18 protein-coding genes are annotated in these 25,607 nt (G+C 55.7%); 15 read left to right on the forward strand and 3 right to left on the reverse strand.

All coding sequences use genetic code 11. From position 1 onward, the window contains the following. Positions 1 to 826: DUF932 domain-containing protein (locus tag DMO17_RS18870; RefSeq protein WP_110684024.1), on the reverse strand; the 826-nt coding region annotated here is incomplete at its 3' end. 141 nt (positions 827 to 967) lie between these two features. Here DMO17_RS18870 and DMO17_RS19960 point away from each other — a divergent pair. Together DMO17_RS19960 and DMO17_RS18880 are read left to right on the forward strand one after the other, a co-directional pair. Further along, positions 968 to 1,132: a hypothetical protein gene (locus DMO17_RS19960; protein WP_181418826.1), complete on the forward strand. Its 165-nt coding sequence runs from the start codon at positions 968 to 970 to the stop codon at positions 1,130 to 1,132. Between the two features lie 452 nt (positions 1,133 to 1,584). Continuing rightward, positions 1,585 to 3,624 (forward strand): NERD domain-containing protein, encoded by a 2,040-nt coding sequence (locus tag DMO17_RS18880; RefSeq protein ID WP_258371576.1) that lies wholly within the window; start codon positions 1,585 to 1,587, stop codon positions 3,622 to 3,624. 485 nt (positions 3,625 to 4,109) lie between these two features. On the opposite strand, the gene DMO17_RS18885 is transcribed toward DMO17_RS18880, so the two are convergent. After that, positions 4,110 to 4,691, reverse strand: coding sequence for a plasmid pRiA4b ORF-3 family protein (locus tag DMO17_RS18885; protein ID WP_110684026.1), 582 nt, complete (start codon positions 4,689 to 4,691; stop codon positions 4,110 to 4,112). Between the two features lie 14 nt (positions 4,692 to 4,705). After that, a complete protein-coding gene (locus DMO17_RS18890; protein ID WP_110684027.1) occupies positions 4,706 to 5,581 on the reverse strand; it encodes a WYL domain-containing protein in 876 nt (291 codons plus the stop codon). A 126-nt stretch (positions 5,582 to 5,707) separates the two neighbouring features. Here DMO17_RS18890 and DMO17_RS18895 point away from each other — a divergent pair, with 126 nt between their 5' ends. The 13 genes from DMO17_RS18895 to DMO17_RS19645 all read left to right on the forward strand — a co-directional run bounded on the left by DMO17_RS18895 (position 5,708) and on the right by DMO17_RS19645 (position 25,604). Next, positions 5,708 to 7,288: a DNA recombination protein RmuC gene (locus DMO17_RS18895; RefSeq protein ID WP_258371577.1), complete on the forward strand. Its 1,581-nt coding sequence runs from the start codon at positions 5,708 to 5,710 to the stop codon at positions 7,286 to 7,288. Between the two features lie 26 nt (positions 7,289 to 7,314). After that, positions 7,315 to 7,668 (forward strand): hypothetical protein, encoded by a 354-nt coding sequence (locus DMO17_RS18900; RefSeq protein ID WP_110684029.1) that lies wholly within the window; start codon positions 7,315 to 7,317, stop codon positions 7,666 to 7,668. A gap of 16 nt (positions 7,669 to 7,684) precedes the next feature. Beyond that, positions 7,685 to 8,386, forward strand: a complete 702-nt coding sequence (locus tag DMO17_RS18905) for a hypothetical protein (protein WP_110684030.1) — start codon at positions 7,685 to 7,687, stop codon at positions 8,384 to 8,386. Between the two features lie 75 nt (positions 8,387 to 8,461). Then, complete coding sequence (locus tag DMO17_RS18910; RefSeq protein WP_110684031.1) at positions 8,462 to 12,181, forward strand: ATP-binding protein; 3,720 nt, start codon at positions 8,462 to 8,464, stop codon at positions 12,179 to 12,181. Then, the gene (locus DMO17_RS18915) at positions 12,178 to 12,840 is read left to right on the forward strand and encodes a hypothetical protein (protein ID WP_110684032.1); all 663 of its coding nucleotides are present in this window, start codon (positions 12,178 to 12,180) and stop codon (positions 12,838 to 12,840) included. The genes DMO17_RS18910 and DMO17_RS18915 overlap by 4 nt, the downstream gene beginning before the upstream one ends. Continuing rightward, positions 12,837 to 14,081 carry a hypothetical protein gene (locus DMO17_RS18920; RefSeq protein WP_110684033.1) on the forward strand — a complete coding sequence of 415 codons (1,245 nt, stop codon included), beginning with the start codon at positions 12,837 to 12,839 and terminating at the stop codon, positions 14,079 to 14,081. Before DMO17_RS18915 ends, DMO17_RS18920 begins: the two co-directional genes overlap by 4 nt. 3 nt (positions 14,082 to 14,084) lie before the next feature. Further along, on the forward strand, positions 14,085 to 14,915 hold the full coding sequence (locus DMO17_RS18925; protein ID WP_110684034.1) for a DUF7281 domain-containing protein: 831 nt from the start codon (positions 14,085 to 14,087) through the stop codon (positions 14,913 to 14,915). Positions 14,916 to 15,173: 258 nt separating this feature from the next. Then, positions 15,174 to 15,377 carry a helix-turn-helix domain-containing protein gene (locus tag DMO17_RS18930; protein ID WP_071540834.1) on the forward strand — a complete coding sequence of 68 codons (204 nt, stop codon included), beginning with the start codon at positions 15,174 to 15,176 and terminating at the stop codon, positions 15,375 to 15,377. After that, positions 15,374 to 18,106 carry a type I restriction endonuclease subunit R gene (locus DMO17_RS18935; RefSeq protein WP_110684035.1) on the forward strand — a complete coding sequence of 911 codons (2,733 nt, stop codon included), beginning with the start codon at positions 15,374 to 15,376 and terminating at the stop codon, positions 18,104 to 18,106. Before DMO17_RS18930 ends, DMO17_RS18935 begins: the two co-directional genes overlap by 4 nt. Positions 18,107 to 18,126: 20 nt before the next feature. Then, a complete protein-coding gene (locus DMO17_RS18940; RefSeq protein ID WP_110684036.1) occupies positions 18,127 to 20,580 on the forward strand; it encodes a type I restriction-modification system subunit M in 2,454 nt (817 codons plus the stop codon). Next, positions 20,577 to 22,514, forward strand: coding sequence for a restriction endonuclease subunit S (locus DMO17_RS18945; RefSeq protein ID WP_110684037.1), 1,938 nt, complete (start codon positions 20,577 to 20,579; stop codon positions 22,512 to 22,514). The genes DMO17_RS18940 and DMO17_RS18945 overlap by 4 nt, the downstream gene beginning before the upstream one ends. Next, the gene (locus DMO17_RS18950) at positions 22,514 to 24,517 is read left to right on the forward strand and encodes an AAA family ATPase (RefSeq protein WP_110684038.1); all 2,004 of its coding nucleotides are present in this window, start codon (positions 22,514 to 22,516) and stop codon (positions 24,515 to 24,517) included. Before DMO17_RS18945 ends, DMO17_RS18950 begins: the two co-directional genes overlap by 1 nt. Continuing rightward, positions 24,507 to 25,604: an HNH endonuclease family protein gene (locus tag DMO17_RS19645; protein WP_146224942.1), complete on the forward strand. Its 1,098-nt coding sequence runs from the start codon at positions 24,507 to 24,509 to the stop codon at positions 25,602 to 25,604. The genes DMO17_RS18950 and DMO17_RS19645 overlap by 11 nt, the downstream gene beginning before the upstream one ends. Positions 25,605 to 25,607: the final 3 nt, after the last annotated feature.

Here is a 25,607-nt window from a genome sequence, read left to right on the forward strand (position 1 = left end):
CCCAAGCTGTTCCACTGGCAGATTCGAGGCTGCTGCCTCGACCTCTTCCTTGAAAGAGGCTCTCCACTTTTTGCATGGCGCGGATGTTGGGCACTACCTCCTTCTGCTGTGCGTTCGGGGAGCTATCACCCAGCACCGTGGTGATAAACGAAAGTGCTTCTTTGGGCTTGACCTTGCGATCAGCCAGGGCCCGCATGCGGTACATGAATTCGTCCCATTGCGAGACAGCGATACCGAGTTGTTTCTTTACGGCCTGTGGGTCGAAGCGGGTGCTGTGGGGCACCTTGATAGCACGCGTCGTTCCATCCAGGGCGATGGTCAGGGTGTTGTTACACACAACGCGCACTATGGTCGGGGTTGCGGTTGTGGCTAGGGTACCGTCGCAGGAGGTAGCCAGCAGCAGGTAACCGTTGACCTGGTCGTTGCCCTTTAGTGCAGTGCCTTGCCCTGTACGGGCCAGTGCCCAGAATTTGCGGCCACCTTTAAGTACGCCAGCGGTTTCCAGCTCATAGCCGGAGACCTCGGTCAGATCACGATAGAACTCCAGCACCTCGCGCGGCTGCACCGTGTGATAGCGTCTGGAGACCACCGATAGCGGTGCTTTGCTGTCAGACCGGAACAGCACCTTCTGCTCTGGGAAAGAATGGATCGTGCCGAGATGGCCGATCGCATCTGACTTGAAGTGCACTGGGCTTTCCAGGATCTGCCAGTCCATTCCAGCTTCACGCTGCCAGACCTCGATCGGTTGTTTCTGAGTGAGCTGGTTACCAAGACCATGCCAGGGCGCATCGCCGACATAGGCCATTTGTTCGATGAGATGGGCCATTACTGACTCCTTGCCAGAGAGGCTTGCCAATAGATCCACCTGCGCCCGAGATCTCTGGGCGAGTCAGGTGTAATCACTGCGGTGAGAAATGAAGAGGTGATGTGGTGCGGTGAGCAGCTACTGCTCCGGAACCGAGAAGGCGTGACCACAGGCTTGGCATTGGTAATTGTCCAGCACATGCAGGTCGATTTTCTCGCCTACCTGTGCGCCAGCCAGGCCTCCTACCGCACTGCCGGCCAGGCCGCCGAGAATGGCGCCGGCAAGACCGCCAAGTGCGGCACCGATGGGGCCAGCGACCATGCCTAGCGCTGCACCGCCCTGAGCACCAGCCATAGCGCTGGCAGCACCAGTTGCAGCGCCACCTACTGCGCCGACGGTACCGCCCAGCTTGCGGCCGATATTGCGTGTGATGATTTGAGAAGAGTTACATGCGGGGCAAAGGATCGACATCATTCAGACTCCTGTACAACGGGAAGGGGCTGAAGAGGGCGATACGAGCCCGTCTTCCCATTAGTAATACAGGTCTGAAATTTTTTTGTATCCAGAGAGGCTCGAAACCTTCCTGTCGGAGGCATGGAGCAACTGGCTTCTGCAGTTTTGACGCGATAACGTGAGGCCTAATAACACATCGGCTTTGTGTAAGAAGCTGCAAGGAAGATCTTGTGCACGATGCAGATAGACGCTGTCAGGAGTACTTTCAGGATCGGTATGTGCATCACCTAAGGGCTTGGTCACCTGGAAAGGCCCTTAATGAATGCTTGCACGATTTTCTGGATCAGCGACCCAGTGGCAAATACACCTCACGAAACCGTACAGTGGGGCTTATTTCTTCTGAGTTCTGGTGGGAGTTTTCGGTAGTTGCTGAGGCTGACTTAGTAAGTCAGGTGCTTGCGCGTGTACTGCATTTTGATGACGTGATCAGTACTAAGCTGTTGGATCACCTAGCAGTTCACCACCCTGGTCAGCTGCGCTGGGCCATTCGCTACTCCAAGCTTTTCACGCGCAGAGACTCGCCTCTGTGGGTGCATCTGCGGAGCCGCTGCACTGGCGATGAGTGGCAGACGTTCTTCGGAGTTTGCGAGCGCCTGCTGCTGCAGCTGGAACCCTTTGAGGCCATGATTACGAGTGCTGAGCGCCAACTGCAGTCTCTGACGCTTTTAGAACTGCTTTCCTATCTCAGCGTATTGGCCTATGTCCGTCTCGGGGAGGCTGGTGACGATCCTGCAGGCATGGATTGGGTTGCTTATGAGCGGATCATCCTGCGTAAGCTGAAGTTTTGTAGCGAGTCCGACTTTCGGCTCTCTACGGAGGTGTTTGGCCGTTCGTTGAGACAACATTTGTCGCCTATGTTGTTTCCGCAGCCCGGGGAAGGCGCGGGATGCGCTGTGAATCTAGAAGCGGTCGGCGTGATGATTGAGGCAACGCGCGAGCTCATTGACTATGAGGGCTCCATCGACTGGTTTTGCTTCGATGCAGAATGCGATTACCAGCTCGAGCCTGGGCAATCAGTCATTTTCAACAAAACAGACGAGGGTACCCGGCGCTGGCAGCGTACTGAGCGGAAAACCCAGCTGCTGTGGTGCTACTGGATGCGCCGCGCGGTCGATGTCTTTGCGGCTTCTGAGCTGGCTGGGAAGGTCATCGGTAGCGCTGAAAGCCATGAAGCCAACCAGCTTGCCTACATCAAAGCGATTCGTAGTCAGCTCTATCTGCAGGTGGTTTTTGGGTTGGGCGAAAGCATCAGGCTTAACAATGGAGCGGAGGTCTCGCTGCATCACGCCATGCTGGCCAGTGAGCTGACTAACGCCTTTTTCGAGCAGGCCTATCTGCGACCTTATAGGGGATACCTGGCTGACTCCGGTGATCCAATAGTGGCAATGGGGCGTTTGGCGTTTGAGGGGCTGCTGCAGGGCGAGAATCGCTTTCCCATGACCTGGTCGGAGTTGCCGGAGAAAGTGGCGCGGATCCGCGCGTGGACGGTCAGTGATGAGCATCCCGCGGGGGATCCAGAGGCCGCCAAAGCCATTCTGCAGTTTTGGACCAGTGATCTTCAGGCGCTGTCCGAGCAGATCAAGCAAGCGCCTAATCAACCGACGCCAAGGCTATACGAGCGGCCGTTCTACAAAATCGGCCGCTTCAGCTTTAAGTTTCCCTGGATAGCAGGAAGACAGAACAGCCTCACAGCCGCAGTAAACAATTTGCGTCGCGTAGATCCGCGCAGATCCGAGCTTCGTAACGAAACTGAACGTGTCGAACACGAACTGGCTGCGTCTCTTCGGCAGCGAGGTTTCCGGGTGGTGGTGGGCTACCAGCCGCCTCGCATGGATGAGGGGGATGCAGGAGAGATCGATGTACTGGCGTGCCTCGAAGGCGTGTTGCTATTGCTCGAGGTCAAGTCAGGATTTATCCGGTCCAACGGCCACGAAGTCTGGCTTCATCGCACGAATACGTTGCGTAAGGCTGCTAGGCAGCTGAAGCGTAAAAGCCCTGCGGTGCTCACAGCATTGCTGGCGGACTCTGACTTGCGTAACGCGCTGGGGCTGGCGATTTCCGATCCGTCGCCGGCCTTGCACACGTGGGTTGTAGACACCTCGATTGAGCTGGATGGGGAGGTTGTTGATGACGCTCTAGTGATATCTCGAGAAGTCCTGGAGGTCGCGCTACGTGATGAGCAGCATCACCTGAGGGCGTTCGATCAGGAAGAGGAGACGATATCTACACTTTATCCGGACGGATTCAGCGCTCAGGCATTTGTTCGAGTCATTGAGCGCAATGAGGTTTGGCGGGGCTTACTTTAAGCGGCGAGGTGATCGTCGCATTTGCTGTCGGCAAGCTCGAGCACGGGGCTGCTTACCAATTTGCTAAGGGCCGTTAGTGACCTCAGGTTCGGATGTGTCCGAAAGCTTTACGGGCGGAAAGTTTACGCGTCGCGACACGTGAGGAGCGAGGTTATGGTCATCTCGTCACTACCGAGGAGGCCTTTCATGATCATTCTGAGCTCACTGAGTGAATACCTCATGCTGCTGGGGTCGACGCTGCTGATGATTGGGTTGGCACGGCTCGCGTACGGCGGTTGTGTCATCTGATTGAGTTTGGCCGGGGCAGGTGATGGGGATGGTCAGATGCCGTCTATCTGCGTGATAACGGTCCGTCCACTCTCATGATGAGGATCCGTCCAAATTGATGGTGCGAGGCTGTTCTTGTCGGGGCAGTCACTCTGAAGGGGAAGCGCAGCTTCTAGCCAGCTTCTCCTCAGATGTGCTGCGTCTCTTTGCCAAATTGCTCAGCCCCAGAAGTTGTTGCAGATCCGCTGTACTGCCGCATTGGCTGCTCGCTGATCAAACAGCTCGGGATTGAAGCTGCCTCCTGCCCACACCAGGGCGCTGTGGCCTTCTTTGCTTTCTGATTGCTGGAGCGAAGCCAGAAAGTCCAGATAGCCCGGCACACCGCCAACATCCTCTGGTGGGCAGGCGCGGGCGCCGTCGAGTACTTCGCACCAGGTGCCGCTGACGTCACTAGGCTCTACGGTTTCGATCGCGATCACATGCTGCCAGCTGTCGCCGAAGTCGTAGAGGTAGCGCAGTCGATCAATGTCCTTCAGCAGGCGACGCAGTTTAGTTTTTCGGTCATCCAGCGCGTCATCGAACATGTGCATCAGTTCGGCGTCCAGAGGTAGGTAGCGATTCATACCGTCGCTGAACTCATGCATGTGGCTGCTGTGCCAGCCAAAGGCAGCTTGGATGAAGTGATGCAGCTTGCGTAATGTACAGTCGCCGCTCACGCGAATGCGTCGCCAGATCGGCGGATTGAAGTGCAGCGGCTCCAGCTGAATATGCAGGGTGTAGAGCAGGGGATACGTGGCCATTCAGGCTCCGTTGGTCAGTGGTACAGCCAAGGCTGCAGTTCATCCAGGTTGGCAACCACGATCTGCTGAGCTGTCGCCTTGGCATGTACCTTGGTCGGGTCGATCTGGTAGCGCTGCAACACGTACTGCACCAGAGCACCGCGGGTTTCGATCAGCAGTTGGCCGTCCTGCATGCCGTAGTCGGCCTCGATGATTGTGCGTTGCTCGGGCTTCAGGCGCGAGTCGGGCACAATCATGACTGCGAGCTCGGTATTCCATCCGCTATCCAAGTCCCGGGTGTGTTCTGACAAATCGTCCATTAGTCCGGGCTCGCCACGGAAGCGGCTTAGCACAAAGTCCCGGTAGTCCCGGTTCTTCTCGCAGTAAGCGCGTACATGCCAACGCATACCTGTGTAGATCAGGGTGTGTGGAGCAATCAACCTGGTCTCAACGTCCGGGGTGCTGAAAGACACATACTCGCATTCCAGTCGCAGCCCCTCTCGGCAGGCTTTGAGCAGGGGACGTAACACCTCTGGGCGAACAGATCGATCTGGTACGCCCAGTACTTCGGTGTGGGCATAGGCTAGGGCCAGCCCATCGATATGAGGCGCCCGCTCGTAGTTTTGATTGAGCAGATGCAGGTAAGCGCTGGCGCTGTCGTCAATGAACAGTGGCTTGAAGTGGCGGCTTGGCACATACCCCTTCAAATGTTTGTCGTATTCCAGATTCTTCGGCGCGTAGTCAGCGATGTAGGAGTTGATGTCCTTCGACGCCTGCTGGCGGCTGATGCCGAAGCTCTGCATCAGGTGGCCTGTAGTCAAACGGCCTTCCCACCAGGCGACTGTCTCGATCAGTCGGTAGCGCAGCGCCAGATCCCAGCGCACGGATTCGATTGCTTGCTTGCGTTTCATGGCCTCTCCATCTGCTCGAAAACTTTACCTGTACGAGTAAACACTGTGGATGCGTCGTCTTAAGCTACATATTCTGATGGCGTCATTCAAGTTGGCGCAGTGACCGCCACGAAAAGGAGAGGCATCGTGAACGGTATTGGAATGTCTTGGGGAGTAGCGGGTATCGCTCTGCTGTCGGTATGCGTGATGGCACTGGCATTGTTCTGGCAAATCATGCGCCGTCGAGAGGCTGTGGCCACTCTGCAGCATTACCAGCTACAGCTGGGGCAGTTGCAGCAGCAGAATCAGCAGCAAGAGACTGATCTGCGTGAGCAGACGGCTGCCGCACGAGCAGAAAAAGCTCATGCCGAACAGCTACAGCGACAGCTGGACTTTGCCCAAGAGGAGCTCGCTGGCCTGCGCGATGAGCAGAAACAACTGCTCGCCCAGTTGGCCGATGCGCAAAGCCAGGCCAGCGCGGCGCGTGCTCAGCACGGCCAATTGCTACAGCAACATGCTGAGCTCAAGCAGTCTCATGAGCGCCTGCAGAGCAGCCATGAGGTGATGCAGGATAAGTTCGCCAATCTGTCCAAGGAGCACGCCACCCTCAGTAGCAGCCTGGAGCAGAAGCAGCAGCACTTTGCCGAGCAACAAAAACTGCTCAAGGAAAGCCGCGATCAGCTCAAGCTGGAATTCGAGCAGCTTGCTGGGCAAATCTTCGAGGCCAAAGGCCAAGCCTTCTCGCAACATAGCCAGCAGTCTCTAGATGCGTTGCTCAAACCCTTCCGTGAACAGATCGAAGGCTTCCGTACCAAGGTCGAAGACATTCACCACAAGGATGTCCAGCAGCAGGCCGCGCTGACCCAGGAGTTGCTGCACCTCAAGGAGCTCAACCAGCAGATCACCCAGGAGGCGCACGACCTGGCCACCGCACTTAAGGGCCAGAAGAAAGCTCAGGGCAACTGGGGCGAGCTGGTGCTGGAGAACGTCCTGGAGCGCTCCGGCCTGGTCAACGGGCGCGACTTTAAACGTGAGGTCAGCATCAATGGCGAGGAGAATCGCCAGCGCCCGGACGTGATCGTCTACCTGCCGCAGGGCAAGCACTTGATCATCGATGCCAAGGTCTCGCTCAATGCCTACACCCGCTACATCAATGCCGAGGATGATGCTGAGCGGCGGCTGGCCCTCAACGAGCACGTTATGGCAATTGGGCAGCGCATCAAGGAGCTGGCCAACCGGCATTACTTCGATCTACCGGGGCTGAATGCGCCGGAGATGGTGTTCATGTTTGTGCCCATCGAATCGGCCTTCGTCGAGGCGCTCAAGGCGGACGAGACTCTGTTCCAGAAAGCCATCGAGCAGAACGTCCTGGTCGCCACCCCGACCACCTTGCTCACCAGCCTCAACATCGTGCGTCAGCTCTGGCGTTTCGAGGACCAGAACAAGCACACCGCTGAGCTGGCCGAGCGCGCTGGTAAGGTCTACGACAAGCTGCGCACCTTCCTCGGCAGCATGGATGCCATCGGTAACAGCCTGGACAAGGCCCAGGACGCCTACCGTAAGGCGCGTGATCAACTGGTCAGTGGTAAGGCTAATCTCGTTAAGCAGGTCAATGACTTCCGCCAACTGGGTGTGGCAGTTAAAGGTGAGCTGGACGAAACCTGGGTGGACCGAGCAGATCTTGAACTGGCCTTGGTTGAGCATGAGCCCAGCGAGTCGGCACAGTAAGCGCACTGGGGCATAGGAGGTGGTGTATGCAGGAGTCGTACGACTTTGCGTTCGAGAGTTTTCGGTTGGTGCAACTGTGCGACCAATTTCTAAAGGGAGCGGCTGTCGACGGGGAAATCGTGTTCCATAGCGTGGGCACTGAAAGTCGACTCGACGCAGCCTCCTTCTTTTTTTCGGATGCTGATCTTGAAGCATTGAAAACGTCGGGTTTTAAAAACTCTGTGCTCTCGCTCCTGGATGACCTGATCATCTATCGCGCGCGATGCCAGGAGCAGAATTGCCGCGACGGTATTTTGCGGTTGGAGCAGCCCAAGCCATCTGTTGTCTGGCTGGAGAGTGGGGGTGGCGACGTCATTATTCGGGCCCGTCGAGGTTGGTAGCCAGGGAGCAGTGTCAATGCAGTCGGTAGATTTAAAACAGCGTCTTTGGGATGCCTACCAAGCGGTGCTTAGCCAAGAGATGCTGGCCAAGTTTGATGGCTGTAGCGATGGGTTGACCGGAGTGTTCTTGCCCTCGGCAGCAGAAAAACCGATGAGGCTTATGATCGTTGGTATGGAGACTCGCGCCTGGAATGGCTCTTTCAAGCAGATCCATGACGGAGATCTGAGAGGCTACATTGAGGATTCCATGTGCAAGCACCAGGCGTATCTAGATATGCCGCCTGCTCGATCCTGCTTTGGTCGTTTTCACCAATACGCTGCGGCAAAGCTTGGCTGTTCTCGTAAGGAGGTCGGCTGGGGCAATTTATTTGCGGTGGCCTATAAGAAGGGCTCACCTAAGAAGGACTCCAAATCATTTGCTGCTGTGCAGGAGCTGTCTATGCAGTTGCTGCGTGAGCAGTTGAGGGTCATACAGCCTCAGTCGATCATATTTGTCACGGGCTGGCGTTATGACTCGGACCTAAAACGATCTTTGGATGGGCTGATCGACCGCAGCGAGGTACTGATAAAGAAGGCGCTGTGGGAGTTTTATCTTGGCGATACCTTGTGTTACCGCACAAGTCATCCTCGCCACGTCACTGCTGCACAGCACCGGGACTCTGCCCTCAGCAAAATCTCTGCGTATCTGAGCGCCAGCCAAGGGGACGTGGCCTGCTAAGTCGCGGACACTTGTTAATCCCCAACGACATTAGCCAAATATCGATGTGTCGGTGCCATCTGAAAGGAATCAACGATGTCTCAGTTACTCAAGATCGTTCTTATCGACTCCCTGTGCGCAGGGGCCAAAGCTGAGATAGCGATCTGCGGGAACACCAGTGTCAACGGCACAAATGGCATCGGTAAGTCGTCGTTTCTGAAGCTCATACCTGTTTTCTATGGGGCTGCTCCTGGACAGTTGGTCAAAGCGGGGAGTAACCGGGAAAGCTTCGCTAACTGGTACCTGCCCAACGCCTCCAGCTACATCGTCTTCGAGTACACCAACTCAATGAATGCGCCGCGGTGCGCGATCATGCACCGCAGTGGTGACAGCTACGCATACCGCCTGGTTGCTCACGCCTGGGAGCCAGATCTGCTTTACCGGGACTATGAGGCCGGCGAGCTGGTCAGGGCAGGGGAACTGATACGCCATCTGGCAGTGAAAGGTATCGACTGCAGTCCAGAGCTTCAGCCCATTCACTACCGGCACATCATCCAGTTCAACAGCGGCTACTCCCACATGGAGAAGCTGACGGATCCCCAGAAGCGAAAGCTGGTACTGGCCCTCCGTCCCTCGTTCTCGCTGGCGCCGAAGCGGACTGACTTCAACGGTATCGACAATGTGGCGCTCGCGCTCCTGGCCAGCGCCGGTACGTTCGACACCATGAAGACCACTATGGCCGAGATCCTCGAGCAGGATAACTCCGACCTAGGCCGCACCCTGGAAACCCTGAACGCTGCTCCTTTCAACAAGGTGCTGGAGAACCGGGCCGGTTATCTCCTCATGGACGAGTTGAGACCTAAGGTGGTGTCACTGTCCCAGCTACGGATTGACCACCAGGCAACCACGCGTCAGCTGGGTATCCAAAAGGCCCGTGCAAACAGCATCGTGACGCGGCTGGGCGAGCGCGAAGCTGCTCGGATGGTAGCCCTGGGTGGGCTCAATGCGCGCGAGGCGAGCATAAACGATGATGCCCACGCTCGGCGCCAGGAGCTGGCAGTAAAACGCGGCCACCTACAGGCAAACCTCACTGAGGCCACTGACTCGGTAAGCAAAATTGAGTCGGCCAAGGAGAAGCACGAGCAGGCGGGAATGGCAGACCTGTTGGCGAGAGCGGACAACATTGGCGAGGTGATTGCTCAGCGCGATCTGAAGCAGGATCACCTTACCAAGCTCAACGCTAAGGGCCTAGACATACGACAGGTCTACGACCTGCGGGCTCAGAAAGCCAAGGACTCTGCGTCAGCGCAGCGAGAGGAAGTTCACTCACGTCACAATCTTGCGCTGGAGGCTATCCAGGAACGCCAGGATGAGCTTGAGGACGATTTACGCCGTCGTAAGGAAGAGACCGAAAGGGAACAGCGCGCTGAACTCGAGGAGCATGAGCAGCAACGCAATTTGCTGGCCACTGCCGCTGCTCGCGCCTCAGCCGAGCTTGATCACCTGAAGAAAACGAAGGTTCTTCCTAGCTCCCAAGATGCCCTTGACGCAGCTCAGCACGCGATTGATGAGCAAGCTGCTCTGCTGGCCGCTTTCCAGGCCGAATTAGCAGTTGCCCGCGGAGAGGAAAAGGGCCTGCAGGATGAGCAATCCAGGCTGGTGTCTGCGTTCCAGGGGCTTGAAAAGCAGCGTAGCGAAACAGCGAAGCTGCGCGACGCGCTGAAGGAGCAACTGAACGCTGGTGCAGAGACGATGCTTGGGTACCTGCGAAAGAATCACCCAAGCTGGAAAGACAATATCGCTAGGCTGGTTCCGGTAGAGATCCTCCTGCGAACCGATCTGAACCCTGCAATGCTGGAGTCCCCCCAGCAATCTCTCTATGGACTTGAGCTGGCGCTTCAAGGGCTATCAGTCCCAACGTTCGCCAGCGATGAAGCGCTTGAGCAAGAAATTGCGTCGCTGACGCTCCGTCTTGAGGGTATCCAGGCCGAGTTCGAGAGCCTGGATAAGCAGAATCGTGTTCTAGAAGATCGTTCCCGTAAGCATGCTGCTCGGTTGAGCAAGTGCCAGAACGATGAGAGTCAGGCCGCTATTGAGCTGGCATCGCGACGTGAACAACGCAAGGCGCTGTATGAACGAGCACAGGATGAACATAGCTCCTACGTTGAAGAGCAGGGTGCACGCGCTGTTGAGGCGCAACGGGCCCTGGACGAAAAAGACGCAAGTATCGCGCAACTGAGGTCGGTTCACGGGCGGCACATCTTGGAGCTGACTACGAATGAAAAGATTGCACGTGACGACCTTGCTGAAGAGCGTGCGCGACTGACCGAGGGGCACAAGGCTGCATTGCAGCGAATCACCGAAGGGCTAAACGCAGAGCTTCAGACCATCGAGAACGACAAGTCGGTCAAGCTCCGCAGTGAGGACATTGATGACAGGGAAAATCGCCGGCTCGAGCGAGAGATAAACCAGCTTGACTCACAAATTAAGGAGATCACTGATCAGCGATCGATTATCGAGAGCTACCGCCACTGGGTGGAGAACGTGCTACCGCAGCTCCCGATACGAATCGCCGAGATGTCTGACCTGGAAGGTCAGGTAGCCAGGGTAGACAGGCAGATCGCTGACTACAACGAAGAGGTCAAAACCCGGCTGAGAGAGATTGTCGACCAGCGCAAGGCACTAACGCTGGAAGGGCAGCAGGATGAGGCCCATGCCAGGTTGCTCAACGGTGTACTCAACCGCCTTACTCAAGTCGACGCTGTTGATCCCGGTACCTTGTTAGACGGATTTTCAGCGCAGGACATCGACGAGGATGTGACCAGGTTGACGCGCCAGCGTGGAGTGCTCCAGAAGTCCGCCTCTGAAGCCTATCGCCAGATCCTGTCCCAGTTCAGGACACGGCAGCTCCTACACACGCCGCAAGGCGCTGCTATCGAACAGATCGCTAGCCAGGCCAGCAATGCGGCAGCAGAGCCTGACCTAGCCTGGCTGGAGGCGGCGTCAAGCCTGCAGGAATACATCGACGTCTCGCATCCTGACCAGAAGACGAAACTGATCATGCAGGCGAAGAACCTTTCTGATGAGCTGTGCGATCGCCGCACCAAGCTGCTGGAGTTGCATCGGAGTATCCAGCAGCTCGGCCGCGACGCGACGCAGAAGGCTCGGGAGGTGCTTGGCGCATTTGCCCAGATCAAACAGTTTGAGTTCAGGGTTACATCCCGCATCCAAGAAATGTCCTTTTGGTCTGATCTATCCATCTACGATCAGCACTATCGCCGCTGGCAAGCCATGGGCGATGGCGTCATGCCGACCGAGAATTTCGTCGAGGCCCTGGAGAACGTGACCAGGCAGATCAATGAGGGCAAGTTCACCTCTGACCTGGAGCAATGCTTTGACGTGAGTGTGTCGTGCAATGACCAGGGCCGGACGAAGATTGCTACCAACAACTCAGAGCTGATTGAGCTCAGCAGCACCGGCCTGACCAAGATCATCGTTGCAATGATCTACGTCTCCCTGTTCGAGCTGCTGCGTAAAGACGCTGATTTCCTAATGTCGATCCCCATTGATGAGGCCCTGGAGCTCTCGCCGGAGAACTACGTGGCCTTGGTCAACTACTTCAACCAGAGGGGAATCTCCATGCTGGCATGCTTCCCAGGTGGCGCGCCGGAGTTGCTTCGGCAGTTCACCAACCGCTACTTCCTGGAGAGACAGGCTGATACCGGCACGATCGTCGTCAAGGAGTACGGCCTGGACGTGCACGAGGAGCTGGATGAACTGAATGAGGCTTTGGCCGCAGAGGAGTACCTATCGTGAGCGAGATTCGCGATGTCCTCGAAGCCCTGCTCTCTGGTGGCTTCATCTGCCAATACGCCTATCCAGAGCTCCATCGTCAGCTTCGCGCACCTGGTGTTGAGGCAGAGGTCAGAGCGGCGCTGGCGCCTCTCGGCCGGGAGCTGGGTACCATCGGTGAAAAAACTGCCCCGGATACCTACTTTTCGCGGTACGCCGATCTGTCTGACCCCAAGGATAGAGCTGCAGCGGCTGTGCAACTGGTGCAGATGCGCGATCAGCTCAAGCCCTGCCTGGAGTTCATCCGCCTCTTCAATCGCTCTGGGCGCACCGATGCGTGCCTAGCGCCCGGCGACACGGTGTCCTTTTCGGATCTGCTCGAGGCCATCGAGAACAATCCCACCTACAGGGATCAGCTGCGAGACCTGAGTGGCCACGAGTTCTTCAGCAAGTCCAAGAGCGCCAAGGACAACAAAGAGCGATTGGCGCTGGTGCTGCGGCCCCTGGCCGACGCGGGTTACCTGGTGAAGCGCAGTAGTGAGTCCGCGAACTACGTGGCCACTGGCAAGATGGGGTACTTCTACATGATTCTGGCCTGGGTGGCTGAGTTCAGCAGCCTAAGCCTGGATCCGGAGCCGGATCCATCTTCGACTCAGTTGGAGCAAAGAGGCCTCGAACTGTGAAGGCAGAAGACTGGGTAAGGCTAGGCGAGCACCTGAAAGCGAACGCTGATCTGCTGGAAGCTATGGCCTTGGCCGATGAAACAGGCATCACGCCCCCGGAGCGTATGACCAAGGGCCTCTCGTGGCTCATGTCCAAAGGCCTGGTGGAGGAGGACAGCGACCTGTTGCATCTCAGTGGTCTACTGCTCGACGTGGGCGCACAAATTTCTATCCAAGGGTTTGATCGCGTAGCGCCTGACCTCAAGGAGATCCTAATCAGCATTGAGGAGGGGTGCGAGGCCTACCATGGCGCCAAGGCAGCTGGCGATCCGGCCGAGACCGAGCGCCACCTGCGGCGTGTCACCAACACCACCCGCCAGGTGGTGCAGCACCTGAGAAACGAGCAGAACGTCACCAGGGCATTCATTGAGGGAGGATATGGATTCTCCGTCCGGCTCACCGACAGGATCCGCGACATCAAAAATGCGATCGATCGGCTCAAGCGACTGCACGAGAAGTTGGGCCTGTTTACACACACGGGCCTATTGCAGCTGACAAGAAGCGACCGGGCGCTGCGGGGCAAACTTATCGACGGTCTGTTGGGTGCGGTGTCCCGCAACCGCTTCGCTCTCGACGAGATGATTGGTCGGCTTGATCGGCTCAGTCTGACAGTGCGTAAGCGCAACAAGATGCGCCAGGTGGCCCAGGCCGTCGACGCTCACCTGCAGGGCGGCGGCGTGATCGATCTTGAGCCACTTCTTGAACGACTTGATGCTGCGGTTTGGGCTGGTGCTGCTCCACTTTCACTGGGCGGCAATGCGTTCTGCGACGTCCATGCCGGCGAGAACCTTGAGCAACTGGAGTTGCTGATAGCCTCACTGCCGGCACCGAAGGTCAAAGCGGCGTCAGCGGCAGCCGCCCAGGAGCGTGAGTCGAAAATTGTCCCCTCAGGCGCCAATCAGGAAAAGGAGCTGGAAAAACCCTTCGTGCGTGCCCACTTGGAGGCCATGCTTCGGGAGCTGATTGCCACTGGTAAACCTCAATCGGCTACCGCTTACTGGCAAGACTGTGGTGATCCCGACATCCCTGACGGGATATGGCTCTACGCCCTGGATGGCTATGCCCAGTTGCAGGCGGCATTCGCCAAAGCCAAGGGTAAGAAACTGAACTACCGCCTTGTGCCGACGATGGCGCCACATAGTCGGTTTTCGGCGAACCGGCGTGTCCTGGAGTTGACCCTGGATAGGGTGTCGAGGCGATAACGCATGCTGACCAATAAGCGCCACCTGACGGCGATCATGAGCGCGGTGCGGCGCAACCAGGACAAAATCACGCTTACGGATACCTGGCGGCAGATCCACCAGCTTTACGGAGTAGGGACGAAGCTCGGTACATCGGCGTTGCTGCTGACTGCTGCGGATCACCAGACACTGCTTGCGCTGGTGAGAAAGGACATGTCTCTGGATCCGCTGAAGCACAGCACGGCAGCGCTCGAGGGGGACAGGCTGGCTCTGGCTGCGATCTCCAGAAACGAAAAGGTCAGTGGCCGGACGGTAGGCGAGGGTCTGGTGCTGGTCGCTCATCCATCGGGCAGGGTTCTACTGCCATCAGGTGACTACCAGCACCCCCGCGGCGGTACGCTGAACGTCCAGGGCATCGACCTGCATGGGCTAGAGAGAGTGCTGCTGGTAGAGAACCTGAGCGTTATGCTCGCGGCCCACCGCTACCAGCTGCCCACAGAACTCCAAGACGTACCTATGTTGTTTCGGGGCGATCGACAGTGGTCTCCGAGGGCTGTTTCTGCTGCTAGAGAGGGGATTGCCGATTTAATCAGCTTTCCAGACTACGACCCGCAGGGCCTAATGAATTCGCTGACTGCTGGCGCTTCGGCGGTTGTGGTGCCAGCGTCGGCGACGATCGCACGCATTCTTGAGGCACGCCTCAACAAACCCGCTGATTTCGATAGACAGTCTGCCGCGGTGGAGTGGTTAGAGAGGGGAGGGGCAGCCATCGCGGCTGATATGCTCTGCCGTCGTCTGGCGATCTCTCAGGAGTCGATGGCAGGCCAGGTCCTGGAACTCATTGCGTTGAGATGAGTGTGATCAGTTATGCCCATTCCGGCGACTATGCGGCCAAGATCTGAAGTTTTCAGCCCTTCTAAAACCGTCCTGGAAATGGGGGGTAGAACCCGACGGTTACGGGAATACGCTGGATTCGATGCTTGTGGGCCACAATATTCGGATTGTCATCCCTCGTAGATTGGCTCTCTGTATGGCTGCACAGTATCTCCCTGTATTGATAGACTTAAGCCGACTTTAAACGACTGTAGCTGCGTAAGCTGGAGCGTAGCCGTAATGAGCACAGAACCTTGGGTTACTGCTGAGCAGGTCTCCCTTCATCTGGGGGTGGCCAAAGACACTGTGTATCGCTGGCGCGAGCGTAAGGCTTTGCCTGCGCACAGAGTTGGTCGTCTATGGAAGTTTCAGTTGTCTGAGGTCGATGAGTGGGTGCGTGCGGGTGGCGCTGATGAGCACCAAGATCCAGGGCATGAGCAATGACTACGCTACGCCTCAATGAGGCGCAAACAAGAGCTCAGATCATTGACTCTCAGCTTGCCCATGCTGGCTGGTCTCAAAGTCGAAGGACTCTTGTAGAAGAGTTTTTACTCAAGACAGCAGAGTCCATCGGTGACTACGGTTGCGAGCAATTTGCTGACTACATCCTTCTTGGTTCAGATAGCAAACCGATTGCTGTAGTAGAGGCTAAGCGGTCATCTCGTGATGAGCTTGCTGGAAAGCGTCAGGCCGCAGATTACGCGGATGCGATCAAAGCCAAATTTGGCAGCGATCCGTTTATCTTCCTCACCAATGGTAAAGAAATTCAATTCTGGGATCGCACACGTTATGCCCCTCGCAAGATCTCCGGATTTTACACTCGAGATGATTTGGAACGGCTGCGACACCAGCATCAGTTCGCCGAGCCGCTTGGCAAGGTAACCATCAACGCCGACATAGCTGGCCGCGACTATCAAAACGAAGCCATTCGCCGCGTCACTGAAGGCGTAGATGCAGCCAAGCGCAAGTTTCTATTGGTGATGGCCACAGGCACGGGCAAGACGCGAACCACCATCGCCCTTGTTGACACTTTGCTGCGTTCCAAGCGCGTACAGCGAGTGCTGTTCCTGGCAGATCGACGTGAATTGGTGCGCCAGGCAATGTCGGAGTTCAAATCCCATCTACCCAACGAAAGCCTGGCCCGCATCGAATCTGGGGAAACCTCAGGGGCGCGTATCCAGTTTTCCACTTACCCCAGCATGATGCAGGTGTATTCGCGCTTGTCAGTCGGCTACTACGATCTGATCGTGGCCGATGAAAGCCATCGCTCCATCTATCAGCGCTACAAAGCCATTTTTGATCATTTTGATGCCATTCAGCTCGGACTGACCGCAACCCCAACTGACTACATCGACCACAACACGTTTGAACTATTCGACTGTGGCGACGGCGCCCCCAGTTATTACTACAGCTATGAGCAGGCCATCGCTGATCAGAACCTAGTGAATTACCGCGTGCTCGATGCACAAACCAACTTTCAGCTTCAAGGCATTCAGGGGGAAGCTTTGCCCGAACCTTTGAGGCAAATGGCGCGTGATCAAGGCGTAGATCTTGATGAGCTCAATTTTGATGGCAGTGACATCGAAAAAGGCATCATCAACCAAGGTACTAACGATGCCATGGTGCGAGAGTTCATGGACAAAAGTCGCAAAGATGTTCGCGGCCTGCCACACAAGTCCATCATCTTCGCCGTCAGTCATGCTCATGCTAAGCGACTCTACGAAAGCTTCAACCGCTTGTACCCGGAGCTACAGCGCCAAGGTATGGCCGAAATCATCGATAGCCACATGGAGCGTGCTGACACCACGCTGGATGATTTCAAATACCGCACTATGCCACGTGTGGCCATTTCCGTAGATATGCTCGATACCGGCGTGGATGTTCCCGCCATTCAGAACCTGGTTTTCGCCAAGCCTGTGTTCAGCAAGGTCAAGTTCTGGCAGATGATCGGGCGCGGCACGCGACTACACACCGACAAGGCAACCGGCGAGATCAAGAAAGACTTTCTGATCATTGATCACTGGAAGAATTTCGCTTACTTCAAGCTCAAACCCGACGGCGAAGTGGATCATCCCAGTGAGCCACTGCCGGTGCGTCTGTTCCGCTTACGGTTGGAAAAATGGCAGCTACTACACGCCCAGCAGCAAGACACGAAGACGGCTATTGCCGATTTGCTGGCCATGTTGAGCGCCTTGCCCCGGCACAGCATCAACGTGCGGCCACACTGGGATGTGCTCGACGCGCTGGCGCGGCAATGGCCGGCGCCCAGCCAAAGCGCGCTGGACCATCTATCCAAGACCATCGCGCCTTTGATGCGCTTTGCGCCGTTGGCGGGCTTGGACGAGATGCAGTTCCACATCTGGTGTGAACGCCTCGCGGTGGCCTGGCTTAAGGGCGATACCACTGAACAAGCCAAGGTCCGCGAACGCGTTGAGGAGGCTGTTGCAAGTTTAGCTGACAACATCCCCGAGGTGCAGCGCGTGGCGGAGCAACGGGCCTGGGTGCAGTCCTCAGGCTTTTGGCAGCACCTTGATGCGACTCGTCTGAGCACGCTGCAATCTGTGTTCGCCCCCTTGATGCGCTATCGCACCTCCACGCCCAGTCGTCCGGTAGAAATCAATCTACCGGACAGCATTACCCAGCGCAGTTGGATAATCTACGGCCCCACCGGCGAAGGCGCTTTTGCTGAAAGCTATCGCGAGCAGGTGGAGGCGCTCGTGCGCCGGCTGGCTGACCAGCTTCCTGAGCTGGCGAAACTCAAGCAAGGCGAGCATCTAGGGGACGACGAATTAGAACGGATCAGCGACACATTGAACCAGGCTGATCTGTTCGTCACCGAAGACACCTTGCGCAAAGCCTTTGAAGCTCCCGCAGCGTCGTTGGCTGACTTTTTGCGCCACATACTTTGCGAGGGCGCGCACCTGCCTAACCGCGAGCAACGCATCAATGCCGCATTCGACGCATTCATTGCCGCTCACGGATATTTGCGCGCCAACCAGCTCAACTTTCTGCGAGCCGTAAAGGCGGCCGTGCTGCGCCACGGGCGCATTACACGTGCGGCACTCAGCGAGCCACCGCTTTCGCGCGTGGGTCGAGTGGAAACGCTATTTCCACCGCAGGACATCGACGAACTTATCAACCTCGCCAACCAATTGTTGGACGAGGCCGCCTGATCGATCAAGGACACCACTGAATGCTTGCTCCTCATATCAAGAAAAAAGTCGACGAACTTTGGAACCGCTTTTGGGCTGCCGGCCTCACCAACCCCTTGGTGGCGGTTGAGCAAATCACCTATCTGCTTTTCCTCAAGCGATTGGAAGATATCGACCTCAAGCGCCAGCAACGTGGCTTCTCATCGATCTACGCGGGATACGAATCTTGCAAGTGGAGCTACATACGTCGAGAGAAGACCAATCCTGCTCATTTAATTGACGTGGTTTTCCCCTGGCTACGTGAGCTGGACAAACATTTCAGCAGCGCCAGCGCTGATGGCACAGAATTGGCCAGCCTCAATAACCGCATGGCTGACGCCTACTTCCAGCTTGACCCTAACAAGGGCAAGGTGTTGTCGGATGCCATCGACGCTATCGACCAGCTCTTTGCTCGTGCCGGCGAAGGCTCTGCTGCCCAAGACATAATGGGCGACACCTTTGAATATCTGCTCAGTGAAGTGGCCACTGCAGGTAAGAATGGCCAGTTCCGCACCCCGCGCCATTTGATCCGCTTCATGGTTGAGCTACTCGACCCTGAGCCCGGCCAGCGGGTTATTGACCCTGCCGCCGGCACGGGCGGTTTTTTGTTTAGCACCCAGCAGCACCTGATGCGCAAATACTCGGCGCAAGAAAACCTCGTGCTGGAATGGGATGGCACCCCGCATCGCACCGATGGTGCTGCCGCTACACCGGAGCAATATGAGGCCATCCACAACGGTGCAAATTTTGTCGGTCTCGATAACGACCGCACTATGGCGCGCATCGGCTGGATGAACCTGGTGCTGCACGATGTGACCGATCCGCATTTGTTACAGGGCGACTCGCTCAGCAAACGCGAAGGGAAAGCCAGGCTTAAAGAACTACTGGAGCCAGGCAGCTATCAGTTCGTACTGGCCAATCCGCCCTTTACCGGAACGGTCGACAGCGGCGATCTGGATCCCGACACCTTGCTTTTCCCGCGCGTCGGGGGTGGTGGCAAGAAAAAGCACGAATCGATCACCAACAAGAGCGAGCTGCTCTTCCTGTGGCTGATGCTCGATTTGCTCGATATTGGCGGTCGTTGTGCGGTGATCATTCCCGAGGGTGTCTTGTTCGGCAATACCGAAGCCCACGTGCGTTTGCGCCGGGAACTGCTTGTCGAGCACGTTGTGGAAGGGGTGATCTCCCTTCCTAGCGGTGTATTTCAACCCTACACAGGCGTCAAGACTTCCATTCTGATCTTTAGAAAGGTCACCCGCCGCGACAGCAAGCAAAGCCTGCCCAGCAACGCCTCGCCACTCAGTGAATACGTTTGGTTCTATGAGGTGGAGGAAGATGGTTACTCAAAGGATGCCAGACGCAATGCGCGTCCTGGTCAACAAAACGACTTATGGGATGCGCTCGTCAAGTTCAAGGAGTGGGTCGAGCACGGGCGCAACGCTGCTCAGCTCAATGAAAAAACCTTGCTGCAACCCAGCTTTCATACAGAGCGCTGGCGCCAAGCCTTGCTGCGTGACACTGCCGACGAACTCACGCCTGCTGGTATGGCGTTTTCCAGTCTGCCCGATACCAGCATGTGGGATGGGCAAGTGTGGGGTATTCATGAGCTTTTCCCGGAGCTTCCTTCTAACCCGAAAGAGGCTGAAGAAAACATCCGCTCTACTGCCGCGAATGTGTTGACCGAGTTGGCCGTTCAGGCGCTGCAACCAGCGGCAAAAAAAGCCTGGGATGCAACGCTCATGGCACGGCTCGCCGAGAAGGCCACCGATATCGAACTCATAGATGCTTGGAAAAAGGCTGCCAAGCCAGCCGAAGCGGAGTTCAAAAAACTGGCCCGAGAAAAAGAGGCCTTTTTCGAAAAAGATGATTCTCCTGCGCTGCCCATATGGAAAGACTTGGTGAAAACAGCGTTGGCGGAAGCTCAGGCCGATATGCACGTGCTTGGTCTATTGCGAGGCAATCAGCCGCCCAAGGCCATGACGACGCACGATATCGGACAGAAACTGGCAGAGGTAGCTCGTGAAGTCGCCAAACTTGATGGTTTCGACGTCACACTGCGCAGCTTGGCGATTGATCAGTGCACGCCGCTAAAGGCGGCCAAGCACTGGGTAGTGCCGGTGCGCGACTGGGCGCGTAACGATGAGTGGCAAAGTGCGGATGGCGAGCTTAGGGGCTCTCACGACGCCGATGGTTTAGTGCGGTCGGCTTATGTCGAGGCGATGCTGGCCGATGGGTTGTATGACGACAAGAGCGCACTTAAGGATGGTCTGCTCGACCCGGATTGCATCGAAGCGCGTGAATGGAACCTGTCCGCCGGACAGTACAAGCCATTCGATTTCACCCAGCTCAAAAGTGACAAGAGCGTGGCTGAGTTGATCGGTGTTCTTAAGAGCACCGAGCAGGACATTATCAAAGGCTTGGACACGTTGCTGGCGATGGTGGAGGGGCGCGAATGAGCTTGCCAGAATCTTGGGTACAAGCACGCCTCACTGATGTTTGCGAGCTCAACCCGCGGTTACTTGCAGAGAGCAGACCAGCTAGCGATGCAACCGTAACTTTTGTGCCCATGTCCGCTGTCGATGAGCATGGTGGTGTCATAGACAAAGCAGAAACACGTACGTTCGTTGAGGTTGCGAAGGGCTATACAAGTTTTCGCGAGCAAGACGTGCTATTCGCAAAAGTCACACCTTGTATGGAGAACGGAAAGGCTGCCATAGCACGGAACCTAGAAAACGGTTTTGGCTTTGGCTCCACAGAATTCCATGTGTTGCGTCCGACCAAGGTCGTTCTTCCGGAATACGTGTTCAGTTTTATTCGGCAGAAAGCCTTTCGGGATCGGGCAGCGTCTGCATTTGTGGGCACGGGAGGCCTGCAACGGGTACCGCCTGATTTTCTTTCACGGGTAAAGATCCCACTCCCTACTCTTCTTGAGCAACAGCGCATCGTTGATGTGCTGCGGCAGGTGGAGGCGGTGACTAAGGCCAAGAAATCAATTAGTGATCAAGTTGACCACCTGATACGTACAGCGTACTGGGAATACTTTGGCGCCTGGTTTACCGCAGATGGTTTGATTGATCCCGTTCGAATTAGTGACTGCGTGGCGGACTCTCAGTACGGGTTATCCGAAGCTATGGGGGAAACCGGAACGCATGCTGTATTGCGAATGAACAGCATGACAACTAGCGGCTGGTTGGATTTGACAGATCTGAAATACGCCCACCTGTCGAAAAAAGATATCGAATCTACTGAGTTGCGCGATGGTGACCTGCTGTTTAACCGGACGAACTCAAAGGAGTTAGTTGGTAAATGCGCGATCTGGCGTCCCGTTGAGGGCGCATTTAGCTTTGCATCTTATCTAGTGCGCCTTCGCTTAAAGCCCGACATGTTGCCTGAGTTTCTCTGGGCCACGTTGAACAGTGCTTATGGAAAATATCGCCTCCTTAATTCAGCCAAACAGGCCGTTAGTATGGCGAATGTCAGCCCGACGGATCTGGGGCGAATCACCGTTCCACTGCCACCTCTATCATTGCAACAGAAGTTCGCAAGATTGGTGCGTGAAATCGAGACGTTGCGGGCGCAGATGCTCGGCAAAATCGAAATGTACTCCGACTTGCAGGAGATTATTTGCCAGCAGGCCCTAGTCGGGCAGTTGACTACGCAATGGCGCGAGTCTCATGCGGATGAAATCGTAGATGCGGCAAAAGCCCGTGATGCGTTGCTACTAAAAAACGGAACAAAAATTTCTCTGGTGGGTGAGGCCAAAGTCAGCTTCAAGGTGCAGGCTGATCTCTCTGTTCGTCCTGCTCGCCGTTGGCTGTCTGGTGAGCTCAGTGAGTTCCAGCGCCAGGTGCTAGAAGCTTTCAAGGAGTATTGCCAGCAAAGTGGCCAACCCTTGTTGGTAGAGGACCCAGAACTATTTTCCCGCTTCTGCGACGATTCAATCGTGGCTGATCGTCTGCAATCATTTGGCCTGCTCCATGGGAATCGTATCCGCCGTGCTTTGAGCCAATTATCGGCATTGGGTCTGATTGCCAAAATCACTTTACCCAAGCAGGATCTGGCGAGCGGCGAGTTGGACTATCTGAAAGCCTTCCGTCTTCTACGCCCTGAAGAGTTCTCGCGCATGGCTGATGTGGAAGCTTTGCGGAAAGCCTGTTCGTCAAATGTTGCTCCGGAGTATTACTTCACCATGCATCTGGACTACGAAACTTCCGAGCACAGTGGTGCCGGCGGTATGTTCCAGGTGATTTCAGTTCAAGATGACGACGGCAAGGATTTCACTCACCTGGTGGATCGGAGCCGGCATTACGCCTCGCTCGACGATGTCAAAGAAGACATCGCCCGCGCTCTCAATGTAGAAGCGGGTCAAGTCAATCTGGAGGCCGTGTAATGCGTCTGCGCTACCTACGCCTAAAAAATTATCCTCCTATCTCGGACATTAAGGTTTGCTTCGCCAGCGAATCGCCACTGGCACGTGAATGCTCAATCCGCTTTGTGGTGGGGGTGAATGGCAGCGGAAAATCCAACCTGCTGCGCGCCGTAGCTGAGGTTTTTTTAGCCTTGGCAGATGGTCAGAAAACCCTTTTTCCTGTGCAACTTGTTTATGAGTTGGGTAGTCGTGGCTCGTCAAACGCCCGAACTCTGGTGCTTGATTGGTTTGGGGATCGACAATCGGCGAGCTTGTGGATTGCCGACAAATTCGCCTTTCCGAATAGCTTCACTGAGGATCAGTTCCAACACGTTTTATCAAGTTTTTCAACTGAGTCCACCGATATTCCTTCGGAATTTCGCCCGCTTGTTCGCAAGGGGGAATGGCCCGCAGGCTCAGTGACACCGCACGGTATTGCGTTGCCTTCTGCTGTGCTGGCTTACACCACCGGCGATCTGCGCCCATGGCGATCTGTGTGGAGCCGCAATCAGAATTCGGTCGGTTTATTGGACAGCAACGATGAAGACCAAAGCAATGAGCGCCCCGCAGGCTGGACGATCAGCCAGGAACTCGCCCTCCAAGCTGTGCGCCAGGCTGGGAGTGATATCCCCAAGCAGCCCGTAGATGCAAAGAGTGTCGAAACGGATCAATATCGAAGGCCAGTGTTGCTCGATGCGACGCTGCTGAAATGCGCGTTGCTGGCAGTGGCCCTGCCGCAGGCATTTATTGAAACCACTGACAACTCACTGCCGGCAGAGATAGACGCTCGGATAGCTAGGCAGCGTCAGCGGGAAAACATTACTCCGCTTCAAGAGCTATTGGAGCGAGGGGGCTGGCATCATTTGGTTTCTGTAGCGTTCCGCTCGCGCCTGCAAACAGCACAATGGGATCAGAAACTGTGCGAAACCGCACACGATTGGTGGCTGTGTGCTAGCGAAGTGATCGCGGAACCTCATCCCATCGAGCACCGTCGCACGCTTTGGTTTGATCTGAAAAGTCCCTTTGATGCACAAGGGTTATCTTTCTTGTCTGCCGATCACGAAGAGCTAAGCACCTGCTCCACCCAAGGCGAAGCCTTATGGGCGTTGTTAGGCGGCGCCAAGGATGTCAGCAGTTTTGATCTGTTTACTCGTCTTCTGGAGCTGAACCAACAGGGGCTATTCGATGACGTGCAGCTGAGATTACGTCGGCACGCTATGTCTGGCGCAAAGCCCGATGCTATCAAGCACGATATTGGCGTAATGCGTTATGAAGAACTATCCGATGGAGAACAGATGTTTATGGGAAGAATGGCTCTACTGCATCTGCTAAGCGGACGTCAGGACTCCCTGTTGCTTTTGGATGAACCTGAAACCCACTTTAATGATCTGTGGAAGCGCGACATTGTTTCTGTAGTTGATGATGCATTGGCAAGTACCTCAGCAGATGTACTAATTGCCACCCATGCCGCCTTGATGCTCACGGACGCACTGAAAGACGAATTGGTGGTGTTGGAGCGAAAATCGCTCGTAGACGCTACAGGGCCGAGTACATCTGGTGTCCGAATCCTGGATGCTCAAACTCATACTTTCGGAGCGACAGGCGACCATCCATTGCGGGATATTTTTGGGGCTCCTGATACGGTCGGAAGACGAGCAAGTCGTTTACTAGAGGTCCTTGTCGCGGCAACGCAGTTTGCGGAGGAAATCGAGGAATGCTGGAGACTAGGAACACCGTTGAGTAAGGGGCTTGTTGATCAGATATTGAAAGCTGCTGCTTTAACTGAGAGCGGGCTAACTGAGTATCAGGTAGTCGATAGTCTCCTCAGCGCTGAGCGCTTTGCAGTGCACTTTGGAGTTTCTAAACCTTTAACCATGAAGGCGGTTGTTGAGGCTTTTATTCGCCAAACCGGTCCTGGTTACTTTCAGGTCGATCTAAAGCGAGCTTGGCGAGGTTTGGTAGGGAGCACGGTCAATGCTTCATGAGCGTTGCTTGCCTGATGAAATAGCTCAAGATCTGAATCGTGTCTTTATCATTAAGTTGCAGTTTCTAAATTGGCTACTTTGTAGCCCGCCACAACTCCTGGAAGACAACAAGTTGTTGACCCAGCAATTCGGGCAACCGCTTGGTGAGTGGCTTTGGCAAAGGATTTATTGGCATCAGGCACGCACTGCTTTTGGAGATGCTGTTACTGCGTTAGCAACCAAAGCCCGGGCAAACCCAGCTGAAGCGCTCTTGGTAGCGGCCGCAATTACCCACGACGCGCAGTTTCATAGCCAGTGGGACGCTGCTGGAAATGAACTTCAGTTCCCACGTCTGTATCCCGATTGGTTAGAAACCGTCAGGAAGGTAGCAGAGCCTTTCTATGGCTGGCTTGCAGGAATGGGCTTCGAGTCCGAACCGTTCACCTTGACTGGGGGCAAGCTTGACCGCGCAACAGTGATGAAAGCGTTTCGTCCACAATTGCACGGTGTGTGCGGGTATTGCGACGGGCCATTGGGTGAGTTGGGTACTAACACTGAAGCCAATGACTGCGACCACTTCTTTCCCAAATCGCAATGGCCTCACCTCGCAATTCACCCGGCGAATCTTTTTTCTGCATGCCAAGGGTGCAATTCGCGTTGGAAACTTGCCAATACTCCTATGGGTAATGCTGACGCAGCGGGATTAAATGAAACATACCACCCAATGCTAAGGCCTGGTGTCTCATCGGTTTTGGTGGCTGCAGCTATCTCGCCTACCAATGCGCGTCAGGTTGAAATCAAAATCACAGATCCTACTGTGCCTCGTCGAGCCGAAACACTTGTTGAAACACTCGATTTGGAAAGTCGATGGACTAATTCAGTTAATGAGGTTTTGGACAGAGGTGTCTCTGTGCTTGTTGCAAAATCAGCGCGCGATAAAAGCTATGGTCAGCAGCCGGATTCTGATTCGATTAGATTGCTGATTGAGGACGATATCGAATGGAAGCGAGAGCAGCTAGGCAAAGAAGAACGCTGCATGCGTCATATTGCGGTTTTGGAGTGCATGCGTGACGATCTTCTTCACGAGGTAATCGCTGATCTAGCGTAATGA

This window comes from Aquipseudomonas alcaligenes (genome assembly GCF_003205495.1).
GTDB lineage: Bacteria > Pseudomonadota > Gammaproteobacteria > Pseudomonadales > Pseudomonadaceae > Aquipseudomonas > Aquipseudomonas alcaligenes_B.

What these genes read in the sequence shown, in the direction of transcription:
- DMO17_RS18885 (WP_110684026.1), bottom strand. Translation starts at nt 4,691, where the DNA reads ATGGCCACGTATCCCCTGCTCTACACCCTGCATATTCAGCTGGAGCCG.
- DMO17_RS18890 (WP_110684027.1), bottom strand. Translation starts at nt 5,581, where the DNA reads ATGAAACGCAAGCAAGCAATCGAATCCGTGCGCTGGGATCTGGCGCTG.
- DMO17_RS18900 (WP_110684029.1), top strand. Translation starts at nt 7,315, where the DNA reads ATGCAGGAGTCGTACGACTTTGCGTTCGAGAGTTTTCGGTTGGTGCAA.
- DMO17_RS18905 (WP_110684030.1), top strand. Translation starts at nt 7,685, where the DNA reads ATGCAGTCGGTAGATTTAAAACAGCGTCTTTGGGATGCCTACCAAGCG.
- DMO17_RS18910 (WP_110684031.1), top strand. Translation starts at nt 8,462, where the DNA reads ATGTCTCAGTTACTCAAGATCGTTCTTATCGACTCCCTGTGCGCAGGG.
- DMO17_RS18925 (WP_110684034.1), top strand. Translation starts at nt 14,085, where the DNA reads ATGCTGACCAATAAGCGCCACCTGACGGCGATCATGAGCGCGGTGCGG.
- DMO17_RS18930 (WP_071540834.1), top strand. Translation starts at nt 15,174, where the DNA reads ATGAGCACAGAACCTTGGGTTACTGCTGAGCAGGTCTCCCTTCATCTG.
- DMO17_RS18935 (WP_110684035.1), top strand. Translation starts at nt 15,374, where the DNA reads ATGACTACGCTACGCCTCAATGAGGCGCAAACAAGAGCTCAGATCATT.
- DMO17_RS18940 (WP_110684036.1), top strand. Translation starts at nt 18,127, where the DNA reads ATGCTTGCTCCTCATATCAAGAAAAAAGTCGACGAACTTTGGAACCGC.
- DMO17_RS18945 (WP_110684037.1), top strand. Translation starts at nt 20,577, where the DNA reads ATGAGCTTGCCAGAATCTTGGGTACAAGCACGCCTCACTGATGTTTGC.
- DMO17_RS18950 (WP_110684038.1), top strand. Translation starts at nt 22,514, where the DNA reads ATGCGTCTGCGCTACCTACGCCTAAAAAATTATCCTCCTATCTCGGAC.
- DMO17_RS19645 (WP_146224942.1), top strand. Translation starts at nt 24,507, where the DNA reads ATGCTTCATGAGCGTTGCTTGCCTGATGAAATAGCTCAAGATCTGAAT.